The sequence below is a fragment of the Bacteroides difficilis genome, from assembly GCF_048319815.1.
Lineage (GTDB): Bacteria > Bacteroidota > Bacteroidia > Bacteroidales > Bacteroidaceae > Bacteroides > Bacteroides zhangwenhongii.
Genome location: NZ_CP182814.1, coordinates 198,675 through 219,711, shown reverse-complemented (window position 1 = coordinate 219,711; position 21,037 = coordinate 198,675). Strand labels below are relative to the sequence as shown.

19 protein-coding genes are annotated in these 21,037 nt (G+C 36.8%); 6 read left to right on the top strand and 13 right to left on the bottom strand.

Annotated features, from left to right (window positions below):
• The 3 genes from ACNOGP_RS00970 (at position 1) to ACNOGP_RS00960 (ending at position 5,364) form a co-directional block, all read left to right on the top strand.
• Positions 1-2,391: a family 16 glycoside hydrolase gene (locus ACNOGP_RS00970; protein WP_418213853.1), complete on the top strand. Its 2,391-nt coding sequence runs from the start codon at positions 1-3 to the stop codon at positions 2,389-2,391.
• Positions 2,392-2,492: 101 nt separating this feature from the next.
• Complete coding sequence (locus ACNOGP_RS00965) at positions 2,493-4,127, top strand: GH39 family glycosyl hydrolase (protein ID WP_418213852.1); 1,635 nt, start codon at positions 2,493-2,495, stop codon at positions 4,125-4,127.
• Between the two features lie 13 nt (positions 4,128-4,140).
• Complete coding sequence (locus ACNOGP_RS00960; protein ID WP_418213851.1) at positions 4,141-5,364, top strand: glycoside hydrolase family 88 protein; 1,224 nt, start codon at positions 4,141-4,143, stop codon at positions 5,362-5,364.
• Between the two features lie 194 nt (positions 5,365-5,558).
• Here the strand turns inward: ACNOGP_RS00960 and ACNOGP_RS00955 are convergent, their stop codons facing one another.
• Positions 5,559-6,182 carry an HU family DNA-binding protein gene (locus ACNOGP_RS00955; protein ID WP_418213850.1) on the bottom strand — a complete coding sequence of 208 codons (624 nt, stop codon included), beginning with the start codon at positions 6,180-6,182 and terminating at the stop codon, positions 5,559-5,561.
• Between the two features lie 332 nt (positions 6,183-6,514).
• Between ACNOGP_RS00955 and ACNOGP_RS00950 the strand changes: the two genes are divergently transcribed.
• The gene (locus tag ACNOGP_RS00950) at positions 6,515-8,611 is read left to right on the top strand and encodes a BT4734/BF3469 family protein (RefSeq protein WP_418213849.1); all 2,097 of its coding nucleotides are present in this window, start codon (positions 6,515-6,517) and stop codon (positions 8,609-8,611) included.
• Positions 8,611-8,739, top strand: a complete 129-nt coding sequence (locus ACNOGP_RS00945; protein WP_418213848.1) for a hypothetical protein — start codon at positions 8,611-8,613, stop codon at positions 8,737-8,739. Before ACNOGP_RS00950 ends, ACNOGP_RS00945 begins: the two co-directional genes overlap by 1 nt.
• A gap of 498 nt (positions 8,740-9,237) precedes the next feature.
• Here the strand turns inward: ACNOGP_RS00945 and ACNOGP_RS00940 are convergent, their stop codons facing one another.
• From ACNOGP_RS00940 to ACNOGP_RS00900, 9 genes are all read right to left on the bottom strand, one after another.
• Positions 9,238-10,563, bottom strand: a complete 1,326-nt coding sequence (locus tag ACNOGP_RS00940; protein ID WP_418213847.1) for an ATP-binding protein — start codon at positions 10,561-10,563, stop codon at positions 9,238-9,240.
• A 485-nt stretch (positions 10,564-11,048) separates the two neighbouring features.
• The gene (locus ACNOGP_RS00935) at positions 11,049-11,828 is read right to left on the bottom strand and encodes a retron system putative HNH endonuclease (RefSeq protein ID WP_418213846.1); all 780 of its coding nucleotides are present in this window, start codon (positions 11,826-11,828) and stop codon (positions 11,049-11,051) included.
• A complete protein-coding gene (locus ACNOGP_RS00930) occupies positions 11,812-13,566 on the bottom strand; it encodes an AAA family ATPase (protein ID WP_418213845.1) in 1,755 nt (584 codons plus the stop codon). Before ACNOGP_RS00930 ends, ACNOGP_RS00935 begins: the two co-directional genes overlap by 17 nt.
• Before the next feature lie 2 nt (positions 13,567-13,568).
• A complete protein-coding gene (locus ACNOGP_RS00925; RefSeq protein WP_173023659.1) occupies positions 13,569-14,705 on the bottom strand; it encodes a DNA adenine methylase in 1,137 nt (378 codons plus the stop codon).
• Between the two features lie 174 nt (positions 14,706-14,879).
• Positions 14,880-15,797: a DUF5712 family protein gene (locus ACNOGP_RS00920; protein WP_270540310.1), complete on the bottom strand. Its 918-nt coding sequence runs from the start codon at positions 15,795-15,797 to the stop codon at positions 14,880-14,882.
• Between the two features lie 4 nt (positions 15,798-15,801).
• Entirely contained in the window at positions 15,802-16,386 is a 585-nt protein-coding gene (locus ACNOGP_RS00915; RefSeq protein WP_195400697.1) for a BfmA/BtgA family mobilization protein, read from the bottom strand.
• Positions 16,387-16,670: 284 nt separating this feature from the next.
• Positions 16,671-17,003 (bottom strand): helix-turn-helix domain-containing protein, encoded by a 333-nt coding sequence (locus ACNOGP_RS00910; protein ID WP_022011056.1) that lies wholly within the window; start codon positions 17,001-17,003, stop codon positions 16,671-16,673.
• Between the two features lie 162 nt (positions 17,004-17,165).
• Entirely contained in the window at positions 17,166-17,588 is a 423-nt protein-coding gene (locus tag ACNOGP_RS00905; RefSeq protein ID WP_008763847.1) for a hypothetical protein, read from the bottom strand.
• Complete coding sequence (locus tag ACNOGP_RS00900) at positions 17,563-17,796, bottom strand: hypothetical protein (RefSeq protein ID WP_008763846.1); 234 nt, start codon at positions 17,794-17,796, stop codon at positions 17,563-17,565. Before ACNOGP_RS00900 ends, ACNOGP_RS00905 begins: the two co-directional genes overlap by 26 nt.
• A 211-nt stretch (positions 17,797-18,007) precedes the next feature.
• Here ACNOGP_RS00900 and ACNOGP_RS00895 point away from each other — a divergent pair, with 211 nt between their 5' ends.
• Positions 18,008-18,307, top strand: a complete 300-nt coding sequence (locus ACNOGP_RS00895; RefSeq protein ID WP_165000549.1) for a hypothetical protein — start codon at positions 18,008-18,010, stop codon at positions 18,305-18,307.
• Between the two features lie 301 nt (positions 18,308-18,608).
• On the opposite strand, the gene ACNOGP_RS00890 is transcribed toward ACNOGP_RS00895, so the two are convergent.
• The 3 genes from ACNOGP_RS00890 to ACNOGP_RS00880 all read right to left on the bottom strand — a co-directional run bounded on the left by ACNOGP_RS00890 (position 18,609) and on the right by ACNOGP_RS00880 (position 20,830).
• Positions 18,609-19,271, bottom strand: a complete 663-nt coding sequence (locus tag ACNOGP_RS00890; RefSeq protein WP_418213844.1) for an ABC transporter — start codon at positions 19,269-19,271, stop codon at positions 18,609-18,611.
• Positions 19,268-20,116 carry an ABC transporter ATP-binding protein gene (locus ACNOGP_RS00885; RefSeq protein ID WP_418213843.1) on the bottom strand — a complete coding sequence of 283 codons (849 nt, stop codon included), beginning with the start codon at positions 20,114-20,116 and terminating at the stop codon, positions 19,268-19,270. The genes ACNOGP_RS00890 and ACNOGP_RS00885 overlap by 4 nt, the downstream gene beginning before the upstream one ends.
• A 123-nt stretch (positions 20,117-20,239) precedes the next feature.
• The gene (locus ACNOGP_RS00880; RefSeq protein WP_008763842.1) at positions 20,240-20,830 is read right to left on the bottom strand and encodes a TetR/AcrR family transcriptional regulator; all 591 of its coding nucleotides are present in this window, start codon (positions 20,828-20,830) and stop codon (positions 20,240-20,242) included.
• Positions 20,831-21,037 lie beyond the last annotated feature (207 nt).

The following is a 21,037-nucleotide window of genomic DNA, read 5'->3' as shown; positions in this document are numbered from 1 at the left end:
ATGAAACAGATAAAATTATTGATAATATTTTTATTTGCTTGCTCGTTTCATGTCCAGGCTCAAAAGTCTGTGGAATTGCAGGTAGATATAAACAAAGTAGAAAATCGTATTGATGATAAAGTTTACGGTTTCCTTTTGGAGCACCTATATCATTCAGTTAGTAATGGTTTGTGGGGAGAAAATGTATGGAACCGTAGTTTTGAAGAATTATTGGCTTACGGCGACTGGCAGGTGAATACTAAAGGCGAAATCACGTTGAATGCATTAGGGAAACCAATGGCTGATTTCCGAATCTGCCGGGGAAAGGATTATGAAGTAACATTAGAAGTGAAGAGACTGGAAGGAGATGGCGCTGTGCTGATAGGTGTGCGCGATCAAAACAGGGAACGAATGTTGACTAACCGTATTTACTGCTACTTGGGAACGGAACATAATACTTCTCATAAGCTTGAACTAAATACAGGATGGATATGGCATACTCCTATAACAAGAACAACTGAATCAGATAGAACGCCGGGCACACTGGAAATTGGTGTGTGGAACAAAATTCGGATACGTTGTGAGGGAAACCACATAACGGGTTGGGTAAATGATAAAAATATATTCGACCGTGTAGTGGAACAATGCCCGATGGAGGGTGCAGTGACATTGGGAGGTGAAAATAGCAGGATTGCATTTCGTAACATACAAGTTGCATCACTGGATGATACGAAGTCCCCTGTCAATTTGAATCCGGTACGTCACTGGTATTTGGTCGGGAGAGGAATAGTTGAGGCTTCCCGCTCCAATGTACTAAACCATGATATCGCTTTACATATCCATTCATCGAAAAACTTTGCAGGAATAGAGCAACCGGAAAATTATAGCATCCGCAAAAATGATTTATTGAAAGGCTCTCTCTTTTTGAGAGGTACGGTAGATAAAGCATATATCCAGTTGTTGGATAAGAAGAAGATCTTGGAAGAACAACAGATAAGAGGTATTGGAAACGAATGGAAAGAATTTCCAGTAGAGTTGTCTTCCAAACGAGATGTTCCTTGGACTACTCTTCGAATTGTGACGAAAGAGCAGGGCGATTTGTATATTGATCAGGTCAGTCTGATGCATCAGTCTTCCATTGATAACCAAGGTTTCAGAGTAGAATTGACAGATGCGGCAGCAGCTTTGAAACCTACTATCCTGCGTTGGCCGGGCGGTAGCTTTTCAGAACAATATCGTTTTGAAAACGGTATAGGTAAGCAGTCGGAGCGCAAAGGAATATTACGGTGGGATGATTTTGACCCATTAAGTTTTGGAACGGATGAATTTATAGCTTTCTGTCACAAAGTGGGGGCCGAGCCGCAGATTGTAGTTCCGATAGGTTATCATAATTATGAAGGATATGTACCGGATAAAGATGGCAAAGAAGATTGGCTGCAAAGGGCCTTAAACTGGATGGATTACTGCAATGGCGATGCCGCCACTACAGAGTGGGGAAAGAAACGTGCAGAGAATGGACATCCTGAACCTTATCATGTGAAGTACTGGGAGATAGATAATGAAGTTTGGAAAATGAATCCTAAACTGTATGCCGAAATTACCCGTATTTTTTCAATGGCGATGAAGAAGCGTTATCCGGATGTGAAGATTATAGGTTGTGGCTGTGGCAGGCTGGGACGTGAAGGTGCAGGACTGGATTCTATTATGATACATGATGTAGCAGAACATATTGATTATATCAGTCCGCATTATTATCAAACATTAAATAAATATGGTAAGGATGGCGTAGAAGAATATGGCCTTTATTTGGATAAACTGGCCGCTTGGATTGATAAATCCAAGAATCCCGATATGAAGATTTATCTTTCGGAATGGAATTTGGAAGGAATAGATATGCGTACCGGATTATTTGCCGGTGGATTCCTAAACCGTTTGGAGCGTACTCCCAAACTGGAAATGGCTGCACCGGCTCTTTTCCTTCGTCATACTTCTGCTACTGGGTGGAATAACGCTTTTATAAACTTCGATCAGAACGGATGGTTTCCTGCTCCTAACTATGTGATACTGAAGCTGTGGCGTGAGCATTTTCTACCTAATCGTGTAGCACTAAAAGGAGATACAGGAACACTTAATGTCATAGCGACAACTTCGGATAACAGGGAACAAGTTTGTTTGAAAATGGTGAATCCTACGGATCAACCAATCTCTGTAGAAGTGAAAGGAGGAATGAATTTGGGCGCTCCTGTATGGGAGGTTGTAAGTTCGTCTTCTTTGCTGGACGGTAATTCTATGAACTGTCCTGATAGAATAAAAGTTGAGAAGAAAGCTGTTGATATTGCTGGTGAAGATATTCGGATGGTATTGCCGCCCTATTCTGCTTCGGTTTTGTCAATGACACAATCTTCTATCTGATGGAGTGCTATTTTTTGAATTCTTTTGAGTATGGCCTATATATGATCCGTATTGAATAGAAAATGTGGTAAAAAGATAAATGTGAAAAAGAATAGATTAATATGATGAAGAAAGGATTATTAACTGGAATTGTGTTTGCTTTCATAGCTTGCCAGCTAATGGCACAAACGATAGATGTGAAATCTAAAACAGAACCGTTCACTCATTATTGGAGTGTCGGGGTAGGTGCAGGGCGTGCCAATGAGGGATTGCGTGCAGGTTGGTTGGAACATTTGGATTTGGTGAAAAAGCATTGTGGCTTTCAATATGTACGTATGCACGGGTTGTTCCACGATGATATGTTTGTCTACTTTCAGAAGCCGGATGGAAAGGTGATTTACAACTGGCAATATATAGATGAATTGTACGATCGGATGTTGGCTTTAGGAGTGAAACCATTTATTGAATTGGGGTTCTTTCCCAAAGATATGGCAGCACCTGATAGTAAGACGCAAATGTGGTGGAAAGGGTATGTGTCAGTAGACCGTAATAATTTTGGTAAATGGCATGATTTGATAAATGCTTTTACACAACATCTTGTCGATCGTTATGGCATAAATGAAGTCCTGACTTGGTATTTTGAAGTTTGGAATGAGCCTAACTTGACGGGGATGGGCGGTTTCTTTCATGGTACGAAAAGTGACTATTTTCGTTTGTACAAGGAAGCTGCCAATGCTATAAAATCAGTAGATAAGAGATTGAAAGTGGGCGGTCCTGCTACAAGTAATTTTATTGCCGACCATCGACATGATGGTGAGATTATGAATCATAGTAAATCGGTTTTCTATGCTCAGGATGAAATAAACAAGCAACAGTGGAAAGGAGTGTGGATAGAAGAATTTCTGGCTTACTGTGAAAAGGCACAGTTACCGGTTGATTTTCTGTCTACCCATCCATATCCGACAGATTATGCGTTAGATCCGGAAAGCGGACGCAGTAAAGACGCCATCCGCTATGTACATTCATTGAAAGACGATATAAATTGGCTGCGTCATCAACTTGCAAAGAGTAAATATCCGAATGCTGAAATCCATTTGACGGAGTGGAGTACCAGTCCCAACAGCCGCGACCGTATGCATGATATTCTTCCCCCGGCAGCTTATATCATAAAAGCCAACCTGGATTGTATCGGACTTGCTAATTCTTTAATGTACTGGACCTTTACAGACGTATTTGAAGAAAAGGGCGGAGGAGAAGAGATATTTCATGGCGGATTTGGTATGATTAATTTTCAGGGATTGGTAAAACCCTCCTTCCATGCTTATCGCATGTTACATCAACTGGGGAACGAGAAATTATATTATGCCGACCCGTTATTTGTCAGCCGTTCTTCCCATACCGGAAAGATAGTAGCCTTGGCCTTTAATTATCCGGCAGAATATGAAGAGAAAGTCCCTTCGTCACGTGATTTTAGCAGCTATATGAATGCTTCCCCCCGAAAGTTGGATTTGACTTTTACCAATCTGAAAGCAGGTACTGTGTTTGAGATCGAAACTTTGGACAAAGAGCACGGTAATGTATATGATGATTATTGTATTATGGGAATGCCTCATTCGCCTTCACGTGAAGAAATTGGTGCCTTAAAACTGAAAGCGTGGGGAACAACAAAGGAAATAGTGAGAGTAAATTCTAATGGAACACTGACCATTAAACGTGCATTAACTCCGTGGAGCTGCATGCTGATTCGTGAATTGTAAGAAAACTTATAGTATGAAAAGGGAAACTATATGGATGGCTTGCCTGTTATGTATGCTTTCTGCATGTACAAGTTTCGAGCCCGACGAGCTGGATGTAGATAAGGCATTGGACTATTGTAATCATCAGATACATCGTACTTTGGAACAGATGAGGGGAATTGATGGTAAGATAGATTATACATTGATGCCGCGTAATATTTCAAACGGAGATACAAACTGGGATTGTCGTAAAGTAAGTAGAGAAGAATGGTGTAGTGGCTTTTGGCCGGGAATTTTATGGTATGATTATGAATATACACAAGATCCGGCGATAAGAGTGGAGGCTGAAAAGTTTACTTCCTCTTTACGCTTTCTTTCCGAAACGAAAGTCTTCGACCATGATTTAGGATTTCTAATCTTCTGTAGCTATGGCAATGGTTATCGTCTGACGAAGAATCCGGAATATAAACGTATTATTTTGAATGCGGCGGATTCATTATCTACTTTGTTTAGCGCCCGTGTCGGTACTATGCTTTCATGGCCTAGGGAAGTGCAGAGATTTGGTGGACATAACACCAATATAGATAACATCATGAATTTGGAAATGCTATTTTGGACTGCTAAGAATGACGGTAATCCTTTTCTATTTGATACTGCCGTAGACCATGCAGATAAAACAATGAAGTATCATTTTCGTGATGATTACTCTTCTTACCATGTAGCTGTTTATGATACGCTGACGGGGGATTTTATTAAAGGTGTCACTCATCAGGGATATGCTGATAATAGTATGTGGGCGCGAGGGCAAGCGTGGGCTATTTATGGTTTCACAATGCTCTATCGTGAAACAAGAGATCCCAGATATTTGGAATTTGTTCAAAAGATTGTAGACGTATATCTCCGGAAATTGCCAGTAGATTATATCCCTTATTGGGATTTCGATGATCCGTCCATTCCTAATACCCCACGTGATGCTTCTGCCGCTTGTATCACTGCCTCCGCTTTGTTAGAATTATCTGTTTATTTACCAGTAGGGAAAGGACCTAAATATAAGGCGGCGGCTGTGAAAATGTTGACAAGTCTAGGTTCCGGTTATTATTTGTGTGGTAAGGATAAACCTGCTTTTCTGCTTCATTCCACAGGACATCGCCCGGAACAAAAGGAAGTGGATACTTCTATTATATATGCCGATTATTATTATCTTGAGGCGTTATTACGGTTAAAGAAAATCAATGAAAATAGGCCTCTTTTTGATTAATTAATATAGGAGGTCTAGAAAATATATTTTATAGTTCTCTCTCAACAAAAGTTTTATTGATTTTGCTGTCATACTCTCATAAATCACTTCAAACCCTTTATTCATAGTACTTCCAACTATGATGGCAGCTAGCCCGGAAGTATGAGGGTAAACGTTTGCCCTCATACTTCCGGGCTGGTCGTTTCTTATGTAATCTATTCATTATTACCATAATATCCGTCTCCGGGTACATAAATCGGTTGCATCACACTGCCTTCATTTTTCAGCTTTCCTTCATCGCGTAAGCGCCGGATATGTCGCATGGCTGTACTTCTCGCCATCCCGCAGAGATTCTGGAAGTCGTATCTTCTCATAAATTGATGTGTTTTGAAGTATCCCGTCAATAATCGGTCAATCTGTTCATTGGTCAACTGCTTGAAATTCAGCTCTCCTTTGAGGCTTTTTACTTTCAGTATACCGAATTCGTTTTTTAGCGCTTGGTCGGCACGAAACTGGATAGCTTTCAGTTTTACTTTGGTTGCTTTTCGCTTTGTGGCTATCGTTACCGGTTCCGTGCTGGTCAGGCAAGGATGGAAATAGCCGATTCCATCCAGATGCACTTGTTTCCCGTCTGCCAGTTCCTCTCCCAGAATATGTGAAAGGGCGTCGAGTACGGCAGTGACATCCGTTTCGGTCAGCGAGCAACGCTCTTGGATACGATGGCGTACCAAGTCGGTTCCTATCGTGCCGTTATATCTTATGCGCGGATGCAGCGTTCTTTTTCCCTGTTGCTTGTCCGAAGGTCTCGGATCTTCATACCAATCAAATAATATTGCCATAGTTTTTGTTTTTAAATACCTGCTGTTGTTATGTTATCTCTTATACTGTCTTATGTTAATACCTTATCGTTCTTTTATTATCTATTAATGAAACGTAAAGGCTCACTACTGTGGACATTTTTGTTCACGTCTGTAAACACTTTTGTTCACAGATGATAGCTTTATTGTCCACAGTAGTGAGCCTTTACTAACTAGTAAGCAAAGATACATAAACTATAAGAAGAATGCAAATAAAAGCCTGACATAAATCATAATAAAAGCTTGTATCCAAGCGATATATACCGTATCTTTACGGGAATTTGACGGCAAGCCGTATTTAAAGGACAAACAACATGAAAATAACATTGATCAGGAAGGACAACGGGAGCGGAAAGGAAACTCTAAGCGTTTGCGATACCGCCATATTGTTCGAAAAAATGAAGACTGAAACAAAATCGGGACATATCACGGCTTTGCGAAATCTTATACCGGAATTGGAGGGTACTTACGGTCAGTATGAGCATATTGACAAACTGCCGTGTATCTACTCCGCTGTAGAGTATACCCGAACCAAAGAGGGGGAACGGAAGATGAAACGGTATAACGGGCTGGTACAGTTGGAAGTGAAACATCTTGCCGGCCTGTCCGAAATGGAATATGTGAAACGGCAGGCGTCACTGTTGCCCCAGACTTTTGCCGCCTTTTGCGGCTCCAGCGGTCGTAGCGTGAAGGTATGGGTACGTTTTGCCTTGCCGGACGATCGGGGACTTCCCGTGAAGGAATCGGAAGCGGAACTGTTCCACGTTCATGCCTATTGGCTGGCGGTGAAGTGCTATCAGCCGATGTTTCCTTTTTCTATCGAATTGAAAGAGCCGGTACTGATGCAAAAGTGCCGTATGACGTTGGATGATTCTCCTTATTATAACCCCGACGCTGTCCCTTTCTGTCTGGAACAGCCGCTTGTCATGCCGGGTGAGGAGACCTTCCGGGAACGGAAACAGGGGGAGAAGAATCCTTTGCTGAGGCTGGAGCCTTGCTACGAGTCTTCACGGACTTTTAAGAAAGTGTTTGAGGCTGCCCTGAACCGTGCGTTCCAAGAGATGGAGGACTGGAGACGTGGCGACGACCTGCAACCCTTGCTTGTGCATCTTGCCGAACATTGCTTCAAGGCGGGTATTCCCGAGGAAGAGGCTGTGCGGCAGACGCTTATCCACTATTATCGGGAGGAGGATGAGCAGACCATCCGTATGGAACTGCATAATCTTTATCAGGAATGTAAGGGGTTTGGTAAGAAAAGCAGTCTGACCCGGGAGCAGGAGGTGGCTTTTTTACTCGAAGAGTTTATGAACCGTCGTTATGAATTCCGTTATAACACAGTTCTGGATGATCTGGAATACCGACAGCGTGATTCCATCCATTTCTGTTTCAGACCTTTGGACAGACGTGTCCGCAACAGTGTGTCCATCAGTGCCTTGAAAGAGGGTATCAGTGTGTGGGACCGTGATGTGGACCGTTTCCTGAATTCGGAATACGTTCCTTTGTATAATCCCGTTGAGGAGTATCTTTATGATACAGGCCGCTGGGACGGGAAGGACCGTATCCGTTCATTGGCCGGTCTTGTTCCTTGTGACAATCCGCACTGGCGGGAACTGTTTTACCGCTGGTTTCTCAGTATGGTGGCTCATTGGCGCGGACTTGACCGCCAGCATGGTAATAATACTTCCCCTTTGCTTGTTGGTCCGCAAGGTTTCCGTAAGTCAACGTTCTGCCGTATTCTCCTGCCTCCGGAACTTCGCTTCGGCTATACGGACAGTCTCGACTTCAAAAGCAAACAGGAGGCCGAACGCTATCTGGGACGTTTTTTCTTAATCAATATTGATGAGTTCGACCAGATCAGTGTCACACAACAGGGGTTCCTGAAACATTTATTGCAGAAGCCTGTCGCCAACTTGCGGAAACCTTATGGTAATACTATCCGCGAGATGCGTCGTTATGCTTCCTTTATCGGCACGAGCAATCAGAAGGATTTGTTGACGGATCCCAGTGGCAGTCGCCGTTTCATCTGTATTGAGGTGACTGCTCCCATCAATACGAATGTCACTATCAATTACCGGCAGCTTTATGCTCAGGCTATGGAGGCTATTTATAAAGGTGAGCGTTATTGGCTGAACGATGAGGACGAGCAGATTCTGAAACAGACGAACCGTGAATTTGAGCAGACGAGTCCTTTGGAACAGTTGTTTCATTGTTATCTCCGTCCTGCAGAGGAAGGGGAAGAGGGGAGCGAATGGATGACGGCTATGCAAATCCTGAATTATTTGCAGACGAAAACACGTGATAAGCTGGCTATCAATAAAGTGGCGCAATTCGGTCGTATGCTTCAACAATTAAATATTCCTTCTTATCGTTCTTATCGGGGAACACTTTATCATCTGGTGAAAATAGGGTGATGGGAAATAATACCCTGAGAGCAACTTTTGCTCTCAGGGGGATGTATGTGGCTGCTGTCATGACGGAAAGGCTGATGGATAGGGAGGTGTGGGGGAGTTATGAGAGTATGAGGGTAAAATGTGAATAAACTTCCATAGTGTCATTATTAATTATAAGGAACAATATTATCTTGGTGCTTGTAAGTATAATGTACAAGTGTTATGGAATTAATCCCATAGCACCTGTACATATTGAAACATATCATTCTAGCAATAGGCTTTAGTTACTAAGTCTTCGAGAGCTTGTGCTAGAATAATTTTATGTTTTTAGAAGTTCTTGAACCTTCTCTATATATTCCGATAGATGTGATTTTGTTATAGGTAATGGCGCAATTTCCTGTTTAACAGACTCATTAATTCTCTTTCTACGAATAGCTTTTTTTCTTCATTTATTATAAAGGATTTTCCAGACTCTACAATTTCAGCAATTTCTGATTGAATGTTTTTAATATTATAGTTAGTACCTTGTTTTACATAGTAATTGTTTACTTTTATCTCTCTATTTTGTTTTCAATAATAATTTGAGAACAATCCAAATCTTTCAATATCGATTTTAGTAATCATGGTGCTTTAGATAAAATTTACATCTACATATCTTCCATTGAAAAAAGCTTGCTCTCTATTTCATATTTAAACAAGACTTTTTTCCGTAATTCCTCTACTTTTAGTGCAAACAAATCCGGTTTGAAATTTTTGGATTGTCTTTTCACTTCTGCTACCAGAGCTTTTTTCTCTTCTACATATAGTCCGACAATATCTATTTCATCCTGATCTTTATTATTCTTGCCTTGCCACCAAGAACCTATATCTGCGAATTCCTTGCTTTCCATCATCTGTTGGCGGAAATACATTTCCAAAGCTAAGCCGGAAAAAGTCGGATAATCCTTTTTAATAATATCAGCCAAGCGTTCAAAATTTTGTATCTCTATGTAATTTTGATACTTGATAAAATACCGGAACCAGAAACGTAAAAACATATCTGATACTTCATAACGGACTGTCTGGGAACCCTCTTTTGAGAGTATAGGCCTTTTTTTCTTTATCAAATTATAGTCTTCTTCCAATCTCTTTAATTGTCCGCCCAAGCTCATTCCACCCATAACCGTTTCCATTTCCGGTAAGGTATTCTTACCGTTGGAGATTGCTGATAAGATTGAAAAGTAATTGCCGTATTTTTTTCCGAACTCCTGTACCAGCAAAGCCTGTCCTTCGGTCAGAAAGGACGAATCGGGTTGCAACATGAAATCAACCATGCTTTCCATACTCGTACATCCATTGTCCATAAACTGCTCAATATACTTTGGAATACCACCGGTAAAAGTATAGAGTGCCAATAAATTATCTTTGGTATAGTCTGCCTTATGATCCGATATGATTTCTTTTAATATGGAAGTTGTGAAAGAGGACAATTTCATTATGCTGTCAGCACGGCCGTACAGCGGTTCTTTGGAATCTCTGAAGATTCTATTCATAAGTGTATAAATCGAACCGCTCACGATAAGATTGACATGGCTCTGCTTCCTCAGCCGATCCCAAGTATCCTGTATCAAACTGTAAATCTCTTGATTTATGTAATAGAATTCCTGAAATTCGTCTATAACCAGATTGTATTCCATCCGTGTTCCCAAATCCATTAAGAAACGAAATATTTCTGCAAAATTGGTAAGTTCCGGTACATAAATATTAAGTGCCTGCCGGATCTCAGAAGTAAATCGTAAACAAAGATCTGTTTCATTGCTTCGGCTGACAAATAGGTATACAGTAGGAACATTCTCACAACTTTTGAATATAAGACTGGTCTTACCGATACGTCGCCGACCGGTAAGTACCGTCATTTGTGAATGTACGGAAAAAGACACTCGGCGGATCTTTTCCAATAATGCTAACTCTTTTTCTCTATTGTAGAATTTCATATCCTATCTTTTATGTTTGAATTCACCGTTATAAACTTTACGACGGTAAACTTTACGATGGTGAATTTTAAAGTCAATAACAAAGTTACTAATAATTTCGAAACTGTAATATGATTAAGGTTCTGAAAATCAAAAAAAAGTGGATACTTAACATTTTAGTTCATGCAGCATGTCTTGTTACACTAAATTAGTGTTTCGATACGTATTCTAGTGGGGGAGTGGAATGGTAGTAAAGCCGTAGGGTAATAAAAAAGCCCCTGAAATCCAGAGGCTTAATTTTATTTTGGTGATCCGCCTGGGATTCTCCTTGCGGAGTTACCATGCTGATATTTAAAACTTTATATTTTTAGCTTCAAGCATATCCCATGAATTATCCCACTAATTTGCTACGTGTTTTTGCGGTAGTTTGCTCATGGAGAATACTGTGAGCAAAGATAACTATATTTGTTGATTTATCAAATTTCGAGAGCATATAAGCATTATAATCATTGTAAGGTAGTAATAGCTTCTTTTACTGCATCATTTAACCAATTGTGCTTAATTGCAAAATTCCGAAAAGCCAAAAATTCATTATCATTATCATTGGCTTCATTTACAAAACGTCTGACCAATATATTTATAGCTTGCTTTTGTTCTTCTGGAGTTGAATTATAAACAAGCTCTGAAACTATTTCTCTCTTAAATTTATCAATAATGTTTTTTCTACCATCATTTAGATATTTACGATCTATTCTACATATATCTATTGTATATTTATAATCATCGTTGTCAGAAGTTATTTTCCCATCTTTTTCAAATATCAAATAAGGACTTGGATCTGATTGCTCTGGATTTATTAACTTTGGTTGTTCTTGAAGATTATATTTGCTGGATGATATAGTATTGATGTTTTTTAAATCTTTTGTATTAGGACATTTAGCTCGCTTTCCTTTTATTGCGAAGTTTATGCCTTTATAATTATTGCAGTAGTGGCACGCTAATAAAAGATTATCCCAACTATATGCTAACCAGTAGTAAATTTGCTTAGGTCTAAAATGTTCAATATGATATTGTTCAACCTTTTGTTCGCAAAAAGCACACTTGTTGTTATATATACGCACTAATCTATCTCTAATATCATCAGTTTTATATCGATCATTGTAAGGTGCTTCATTAATATAATGCTTCTTTGCTATTAATTCTAATCTCCTTTGATGTGTTAACTTATCATCACCAATAACTAGTGATGGTGGTATTACTGCTAAGTCTTTATCGATCTTCTTCATTTTGATATTCTTCTAAAATGCTATCTATTAAAGAGTCAATTTCGTTCTCACTAACAAAATTCTTACCTTTTTCTTTTTGTTCCTGTAACTTTGAAATAAGTTTCTTATTTATTTTATACAATAAATAAGTATCGTTAGTATCGGAATTATTATCATCTGTGTCTAATCTGGAATCTTCCAACCCAAATAGAGAAGAAGTTACCAAAGTATTCATCATGAGATGATCTAAGTCCTTTCTATAATACGGTTCACTCACTTTTGTTATGCCGTTCACTCTATACGTTCTAAATATAATAGAATCGTCTGATGCGCCTTGAATAATTGTAGGGCTGTGCGTCGTAAATATGAACTGCATATTTGGAAATATATTTCGTAACTTACTAACAATTATTCTTTGCCATTTCAAATGCAAATGTTGATCTATTTCGTCGACTAAAACAACACCTTTCGTTTTGAATATATCATCGCTATTGTTTTTATATAAACGATACAATAAATCACAGACAAAAATAATGATACTCCTATATCCTTCTGATAATTGATCTATACTCAGAAAACACCCTTTTTCCTCAAAAAAAACCTTACTCCCTTCAATGTGAGTTTTAACGTTTCTTTCGAGTAGATTGAACAGAATGTCTTCTAATTGTTTAGTTGCAACTTTTATTTTTAGCTTATTTTCTTCAGCTTGTTCTTCTTCCAGTTTCAGATTTTTTAGCCATTGTTCTGGGCTATTTAGTGTAAGATCATTATTGAATAATGACATGAAACCATATTTTTCAGAAGGATCAGCATTATATCTTCCGCGATGTGTACCATAAGCATAAAGATTATCAAGATATATTGCATTAGAAATATTATATTGATGCCCCCACTCATCAATACCATATATATCGCTATTATTATCCAATATATCGGATGCAATTCCAGTATCTCGTTTTTCAGTTTTATATTTGATATAATTGCCATTAAAAGCAAGACATATTGCCATTATTATAAGTGACTTTCCGTCACCATTCTCTCCAAGAAAATATATTTCTTTTGATTTTTCAAAGTCAATATCTACTGGCTCTTTTATTGATAGAAAATTACTGATATGTAATTCCTTAACGTAACACGCATTAAAGCTATGACCTTCAAGCCATGTTTTGAATTGGTCAAAAGTTAAACTTAAAGCCTTATGAAATTCATTTTCAATACAAATACTATAAAACTCATCATTCGAGAGTTCTTTATTTGTAAATCTGGAAATCCTTTCTAATAATACTTTTTTAAATAATTTTCCAACTTTGGGATTGTAATATACGACGGAGAAGTCATAAGGAACTTCATTTTTTCTCCTATTTGTTGGGTCTGTTGCTTCTGCAACTACTAAAGCACTGCGAATATTAGTAAGCTGTTTATCTTTAGAATCAATATAAAAGACACCTTTCATGTTATCTTTTGAATATTTAGTTGCAAAGTCTTTTACAACTCCTCCATGAGTAAAGATTAGAGCTAGTAATGAAAATATTTTCTTTTCTATTGGATATTTTTGAATCTCAATCCAATAATCAGGAATTGGATCATCTAGGGAGTTGATACCAAGAAATGAACGCAAAATTCTTTCATTGATTTTTGCTTCTTTTTTCTTATATTTCTGTATAGTATCAACACTATATATAACATCCAATGCTTGGACTATATCATATTTAGTCCATGATGTCCTTAGTTCTGTAAAATCTATATGAATAGAATCCATGATTATACTTTTTTATAAGACATAATAAGCTCATTCACATCTAATTGATATTCATCAGAACGTCCCATTTTGCTGTGAATATATTCCCTCGATTGTAAATCGCATTTATATCCTTTCCCTAAGATAGAATTACCAATGTTTAATATTTCTTCTTGACTAATCATTCCATTATTGCTGTAGCTTAAGACTAAATGAGATTCTCTATTTTTAACCCCTTCAAATAATAATTTGAAAGCATTTCTCACCTCTTTCTTCTTATCAAAAGGGGATTGATGCCGATCATCTCTATACCGACCTTTATACTTTATAATGGGGTGATCATATCGGACTAAAGTTTCTATAGCATGATAAAACCTTGAGTAATGAACTGTGCTATATGGTGGGTCTGCATAAACAATAGAATTTTTTTCTATTACTCGAAGACAATCCATATAGTCTAGTGATGTTACTTTATATTCAAAATTAGTTTCTATATTTAATGTGGAAATCAACTCTTCAAATTTTTTAGAAAACAAATTCCATATATTTTTATGACGATATATTAAAATATCATTCATATTAGATTCAGTTACATCTCGAAATTGTGCAAAATGACCTGTACTTTGTGATGCATAAGACATTGAAAAGATTAGGGCTGACAATATTGCATAATACGAAGGTGTACCAATATAATCTTCTGCTATTGCTCTAATAGAATCTATCCATACACATTGTTCAAATGACCAATATGTACCAGAATAATATTTTGTGAATAGGTTAAAACCTATTCCAAAATCAAAACTAATCAGTTCTTGTTGGGCTTTCTCAAGTTGCTGTAACTCTTTATAGTTGGTGATTTGAGTATAATCAAATTCTAATTGAGGATATCGTTTTTTGAACTCTGAGACTAAAAAACAAACACGTTCCTCAATCTCCTGTATTTGTAGAGGCGGAATTAAACGATTTAGATTTAGCAAATACGTATTACTAAATATAGCTGAGTATTGCTGAATATCGTTTGCATGTATATTATATTCGTCTTTTAAAGATGCGGAAATTATAGATGTTCCTGAAAATAAGTCACATAGCCATTCAGAATCCACATTTAGATTTTGAATTGATCCTGTTACATATTCCAATATTTCTCTTTTGGCTCCCATATATTTGATTAAATGGGGTATATTTTGACTACTAATCATAAACGTAAGTTGATTCTATTTCAATTATATGCAAATATAGAGAAAGTTTTCCGCTTTCTCGCTGGATTTGAAATTTTATGTATGCAAAATATAGTATCTCTTCTCATGATACTTTTAAAATTTGAACAGATACTTTTACAGTTTGGGCTTTCTCTGTTTTTTCTTTTTGGGTTTAGGCTTTTGCCCTTCTAATAATGTAGAACTCAATGTAGAGTCTACTTCCAATGAAAAGATAGATAACAAGGAATCACCGCCATTGTTGTTTTGCTGATTGTTAGAATGTTTGTTTTCCATCTTGCTATCAAGATTGCAACAAATATTGTTTTCTTTTTCACTGGATTGGAATATTTCTTTTTTCTTTTCACCAATAAAAGTTTGCGTCTGTAATTCAAGTTGTTCAAAGATAGAACCGTTTTTCATTGTGTTGTGGTAGTCAAACGATTCGTAATGTTGGCGGTCGTAACCAAAGAGTTTATCAAAGCCCTGTTCCGCCTCTTGGAACAGATTTACACGGTCGAAGCCACCTTTTATTACTCCATTCTTGGTATTCTTGTGATTGGTAAGAGGAGATAGTTTTTTCTTATTGGATTGATCTTTCCGGCTCACTATCAAATGACAGTGCATATTCAATTTGTTATCTGAACGGTTGCGATCAAAATGAATCTTCCCATAAAACTTTATATCTGTTTCGGATAGCCCTTTGTTGAAATTCTTGGCATATTCAGGAATAAATACTTCACGGATATAGCGCTTCATTGCTTTGGCTTGTTCCTGTTCTGTATTCCCCATCGCCCTAAGCTCCTTTTCCGATGGACTGACATGGATAGCGTAAAACTTAGCATCCGTTTTCATGAGTTGCCCGATATTACTATCAATATCTTTTATAACTTTTGATTTGTATATATTATCATCTGTCAGATTGAAGAAGCCTTCGGTATGGATGCCTTTTTCCATTCGTTCGAAATCCTCATGTTCCATATAATTTGCTAGTTGTCGACTACTACCAGCATTATTATATATACCATTAGATGGTGGGGCAAAGTCTATGTGCATAATCTTATGTATTTATCAGATTACTGATTTTAACTTTCAGGTTCTCTTTTCTTTTGCTATCCATCACACCACAAGCGGATAACTCCGAATAGAGTTGTATCAGGTGAAGTAACTTTTTACAATCCCGTTGGTGTATCTGATAAAGTGCATTAATCTGTTTGGACTGATTGTTTATAACATCTGCATGATTACCGAACTGCTCACTTAACTTTTTGAGTACGGCTGTTTGTCTCTCCTGACTGGCTTCCAATTGGGAGAGAACAAGAGTTTCCAAAGTTTTACCGATAGCATCGAAACGCAAAGCGATAGAATTTGTAGCTCGTATCATGGGATTTAGTTGTTCTTCCTCATAGTGACGGATGAAGCGAATAATATCATCCTGTCTCTTATTTATTTTCGCCAGTTCCGATTTTACGGATTCAGGGGCTTCGGATGGGTTGATATGTGCCTTATCTATATACCTGAACGCTAACTTTACAACTTCACTCTTTTTCAGTGAATAGCGTTTGCATATCTTTTCTACCAAAGCTGCTGTTTCCTTATCTATGGAAATGGTAGTGAATATTGTTTTCCGACTGCTGTTTGGCATGGCAATTACTTTTTTATAGAAATATGAATAGATAAATACCTGATAATAAGCATTACAAAGAAAATACTTATTACAGGTGTCATTACAGCGTGTTCTTGTAACACGCTAAAGCCGGAGGCTTTGCCCCGCAGGGCAAGAGGGAAGAACAGGACTTGTCCAGTTCCCTCTTGCTCGATTTAGTGAAATGGGCTGAACCGATAGGTGAAGCGGTTTCTACTAAATCGGGGTGGTTACACAAAGTGATAGCTTAAACACAAGCTTCTTTCCTCTGCTGCATTTTGCTGTCAGAGTTTGTTTTCTAATTGATTGGCTTTTTCAAACTGTTTATAAGTTTGATAATCGGCTCGTTCACGTACAAAAGCTCTAATATCGCTAGCCCGATAGTAGGTTTTATGCCCAATAGTAAAGTAGGGGAGCTTACCTTTTAGTCGATAGCGTTGTAAAGTTCTGAAAGACACTTTTAACAGAAATGCTAAATCCTGATTATCAAGTAATCGTTCATTTTCTTCTAATACCTGATCGGTATTGATAAGGGATTTTAAGTCTTGTCCTATCTCAGTGAGTTTCTTAGATAGCTTCTCCATCCATTTATCGAAGTTTTCGTTGTCTATATACATTTTGCTTCATTTTTTAGTTTAACATTATTGTTCTCAATCGATTGATGAAGCAAAATTCAGTAAAACAATGTAGCAGAAAAAGAGGAGTAGTTACCTACTCCCCGAAAAGAGAATTGCAAATATCTGAGAATAAACAGTTTGCACAAATATCTTTTTTGATCTTTATCGGTTCTTACGTTTTCGATCCTCTTTGATGATAGCATTTCGTAAGGCATCCAATGTTTTGGTAAGGTTGTACGACTTGCGGGTAAATACTTCACCTACCTTATCGTAAATACTTCCGAATTTTAGATTGAAAAGCTGCTCAAAGCCACGAGCTAAACGAACTTCTGGGACAGGTTTTCCATCTTCGCCAACGATTTGCCCCTGTAAAAACAGAGCTAATACGATTTCTGCAATGCCAATAATCCCCAAGTCTTTTGACTTAGGGATTACATATAGGTCGGACTTGAACGCTGTAGGAATAGATAACTTAAATTGTTCTGGATGGTTAATTTTCAAGTTGATTAATTGTAACTCAGCATCAATTGTCGATAACGCTTTATGGACATAGAGAATTTTAAGCGCATTTTTCCCCCTGCCCACATTGATATAACTCTTTTAAGGGTGCTATCTCAATACGGGTGAGATTTAGCATCCGAAAGATATAGGAATAATCTTCTGAATTGCTAATTGTGACTATGTGCTTGACAAATTCTCCATAAGCATCTTGCATCTCTGTGTTAGTAACTTCTTGTGAAGTTTTAGACAATAACTCAAAAAACTTCATTTTCAATAACTCATTCATAAGCATAATTTTTAGATAGTGAATAATATTAATTCGTATAATCGTAAATTCAATATGCTTATTTAGGGGGCTATATTTTTATATATTCGGTATTAATAGTATCGAATTTAGAAGAAACTATATTTTTGTGCTGTATCTATTATATAATATGTAAATCAGTCCGCCAGAAAGAAAGATCGTTGGTAGAATAAACCAATAGTTATTACTTATTAGAAACTTGGCTATCCAAAAAGAAGGGAGAAATGAAAATATATATTGGGTACTATCTGTAATAACAAAAGGTATAATTAGCCCAACCATAACTAAAGCAGATACTTTTGCAAGTGCCATACCTTCCACTTTATTTCCCGCATATGCTAAAATAATCATAGCAGCCACAACGCTTAGTATTGTAGCCAATATTGATATTATAAATGTAGTCCATAATGACATACCTGATACAGAACAAAAAGAAAGCAGCACGAAAGAAACAATAGCTGCAAATAAAACAGGAATAAGCAATCTTGATATAAGATAACCCTTCTTCCTAAGTGGGGTGATTGTGATATACCTATTGATTTTCATATCTGTTTCATCTAATACCACTAAGACCGAAGCGAAGCAAATCATGTAAGGACACATAATTGCAAGGAATAAATCCAATATCGGATAATATAGATTGAAATCCTTTAGCATCGGATAATGCTGTACAATTAAGGGGAAAACAAACCTATATATTGCCGCTAATAGTAACGGGATACATATTATTGCAGATAACATACCATCTGAGAATATGTTTCTGACAAACATTTTGAAGGAAATAATATTCTGATTCATAATTATATCGTCATCATTTTTTTTACTGACAGACAAGAAAAAATATACATCGCAATGCACCAAATGCTTATTACCATTAGAGACATGACGCTGATATTTCCAGACATAAGTTCTATAAAACTTATACTTGGATGTAATAGCATAGCTCCCGATTTATAGCCCATTGTATAAACAGATATGGGAGCTACAGATATTATTAAAGTGGAAACCATAATCAGCATAAAATTATTCATGGTTGAAATAAAAGCAGAAAGTGATATTCCAACCAGTGTGAATAATGCTGAACCTAACATAATTCCAACAACAAGATGTATGTAAGAATGTTCCATGCCTGAGAACAATGCGATGAGAACTCCACTTAGCAAAGAAATTAGTCCAATGGAAATTACCTTTGACAAAATGTATGTGTGTATCGATATGGGCGAAACAGCTAATGCCTGCATTACTTTTTCGCTTTTCTCAAATAATATTATTGCTCCCATAAACATTAATCCGATCAGTACGGGATCTGAAAATATAAGGGTAATTGTACATAGTTCTTTCCACGGCATAGGAAGAATGCGCAATACTGTAATATACACTAGTGTAAATAACGTATATAGGGCATAAAAACCATATTTGTATTGTTGCCGAATATCGCCTAGTATTAAACTTTTAAGCTTCATAGTAATTTCCTCCCTGTTATTTCTGAGAATATATTGTCTAATGTTGGCTCATTGCTATGTATTGATAATAAGGCATTAGCTTGAATCAGAGATTGTAGCTTTTTATCTGTACTTATTTTGTCAAGTGCGATTGTAGTATTTAATTCTTTTTGATTCTCCAAATATGAATATGTTACTTCATTATAACGCCTTGACATGATAAGATTATAAGGAGTGTCCATAGCTTTAATGTTGCCATCAACAATAAATGCTACACGATCACAAAGTTCGGTTGCATCGTGCATATTGTGAGTAGTCAGAATGATTGTTACTCCTTTATTTTTAAGATCAAGAATAATGTTTTTCATCACTTGGGAGTTTGAAGGATCTAAACCAGATGTTGGCTCATCCAAAAATAACACTTTGGGCTGATGAATAATTGATCGGGCAAAGTTTAATCTGGATTTCATACCTTTAGAAAAACCTGCCACTTTCTTATTGGCATGTTGTGATAGTCCAACCATTTCTAATAATTGTTCGACAGGAATCAGCTTACAGTCATATAAAGAACCAAAGAATTTTAAGTTCTCCAATGCGGTGAATTTCTCATAAAAACTAGGGAATTCAAAATCGACACCAATACTCTCATAGAACTGGTCAGACTTATTTCTAATTTCATTATTATTAATAGAAACACTCCCCTTATATTTAGGGAGCATACCTATTAATATCTTTTGAAGAGTGCTTTTTCCTGCTCCAGAAGGTCCTAAGAAGCCAAATATTTCTCCGCTTCTTACTTGAAAATTCATATTCTCAATAAATGGTAGTTGAGAATAACTAAACGATAAGTTTTTTACTGTAATCATAATTTTTAAATTTTATATCGTATGACTAAAATTATTTATATGGTCATATTGTAAATTCAAAGTATCGCTATGTAACATATTTGCACATAGTCAGTTGATATTATATAATCTTGTTGTATTGGATTAGTCTTTAAATAGTTGCTGTACTATTCCCCTAACTATAAACTTGAAAACTTCATTGTAAATATCTGTTCCAATTGTTTTCTCGTTTAGAATAGTCAAGAATGCAGCTCTTAAAGCCCCTGCAAATACTTTTGTATCAATTGATTTACTTTCTGGAATAAATTTCAGTAGTTCGTTTGCTAGCATGACATCATCATCTACGTGTTTTGAAAGTACTTCTTGAGGGAGCTTTCTATTTAGATATTCCACATCACTATTAACGAAGATAGATACAAAGTATGGTTTGTTGTTGATTAGCAAGTCAGATATAATATTTGTCAATGTATCAACCGTAATATTATTGGTATGCTTATTTATGGCATTAAGAAATTCTTTTTCCAATTTCTTATGATAGTCTATTATTGTATCGAAAAAAAGAAGTTCTTTTGATGTATAGAATAGATAAAATGCTCCTTTAGAAATATTGGCATATTTAACAAGCTCATCTACAGAAGTTTTACGTACCCCTTGTTGCTGGATAAATAGCAAAGCTCCTTCTTTGAGTTTATCCTTTATAAGCTTTCTTTCGTTGTCATCAAATGCTTTTGCCATACTGTGTGACTATTTTGTTGTTATTGGTCACTGCAAACATAAGCGTTATTTTTGAATTGACAAAGAAATATCGGTTTATTTTTCTTTGTTTCTATATGATCTGCCTAAATCAATGAGTATTTGGTCTATAAATCATTGTATTATGTTGCCACGATAAGTACATATTAAGTCATTAAGAACTTTACTTCGCCACTTTCGGACAGTTTT

What these genes read in the sequence shown, in the direction of transcription:
- ACNOGP_RS00930 (WP_418213845.1), bottom strand. Translation starts at nt 13,566, where the DNA reads ATGGATTCTATTCATATAGATTTTACAGAACTAAGGACATCATGGACT.
- ACNOGP_RS00925 (WP_173023659.1), bottom strand. Translation starts at nt 14,705, where the DNA reads ATGGGAGCCAAAAGAGAAATATTGGAATATGTAACAGGATCAATTCAA.
- ACNOGP_RS00940 (WP_418213847.1), bottom strand. Translation starts at nt 10,563, where the DNA reads ATGAAATTCTACAATAGAGAAAAAGAGTTAGCATTATTGGAAAAGATC.
- ACNOGP_RS00950 (WP_418213849.1), top strand. Translation starts at nt 6,515, where the DNA reads ATGAAAATAACATTGATCAGGAAGGACAACGGGAGCGGAAAGGAAACT.
- ACNOGP_RS00910 (WP_022011056.1), bottom strand. Translation starts at nt 17,003, where the DNA reads ATGTATATAGACAACGAAAACTTCGATAAATGGATGGAGAAGCTATCT.
- ACNOGP_RS00960 (WP_418213851.1), top strand. Translation starts at nt 4,141, where the DNA reads ATGAAAAGGGAAACTATATGGATGGCTTGCCTGTTATGTATGCTTTCT.
- ACNOGP_RS00920 (WP_270540310.1), bottom strand. Translation starts at nt 15,797, where the DNA reads ATGCACATAGACTTTGCCCCACCATCTAATGGTATATATAATAATGCT.
- ACNOGP_RS00970 (WP_418213853.1), top strand. Translation starts at nt 1, where the DNA reads ATGAAACAGATAAAATTATTGATAATATTTTTATTTGCTTGCTCGTTT.
- ACNOGP_RS00915 (WP_195400697.1), bottom strand. Translation starts at nt 16,386, where the DNA reads ATGCCAAACAGCAGTCGGAAAACAATATTCACTACCATTTCCATAGAT.
- ACNOGP_RS00890 (WP_418213844.1), bottom strand. Translation starts at nt 19,271, where the DNA reads ATGAAGCTTAAAAGTTTAATACTAGGCGATATTCGGCAACAATACAAA.
- ACNOGP_RS00955 (WP_418213850.1), bottom strand. Translation starts at nt 6,182, where the DNA reads ATGGCAATATTATTTGATTGGTATGAAGATCCGAGACCTTCGGACAAG.
- ACNOGP_RS00965 (WP_418213852.1), top strand. Translation starts at nt 2,493, where the DNA reads ATGATGAAGAAAGGATTATTAACTGGAATTGTGTTTGCTTTCATAGCT.
- ACNOGP_RS00880 (WP_008763842.1), bottom strand. Translation starts at nt 20,830, where the DNA reads ATGGCAAAAGCATTTGATGACAACGAAAGAAAGCTTATAAAGGATAAA.
- ACNOGP_RS00885 (WP_418213843.1), bottom strand. Translation starts at nt 20,116, where the DNA reads ATGATTACAGTAAAAAACTTATCGTTTAGTTATTCTCAACTACCATTT.
- ACNOGP_RS00900 (WP_008763846.1), bottom strand. Translation starts at nt 17,796, where the DNA reads ATGCTTATGAATGAGTTATTGAAAATGAAGTTTTTTGAGTTATTGTCT.
- ACNOGP_RS00945 (WP_418213848.1), top strand. Translation starts at nt 8,611, where the DNA reads ATGGGAAATAATACCCTGAGAGCAACTTTTGCTCTCAGGGGGATGTAT.
- ACNOGP_RS00935 (WP_418213846.1), bottom strand. Translation starts at nt 11,828, where the DNA reads ATGAAGAAGATCGATAAAGACTTAGCAGTAATACCACCATCACTAGTT.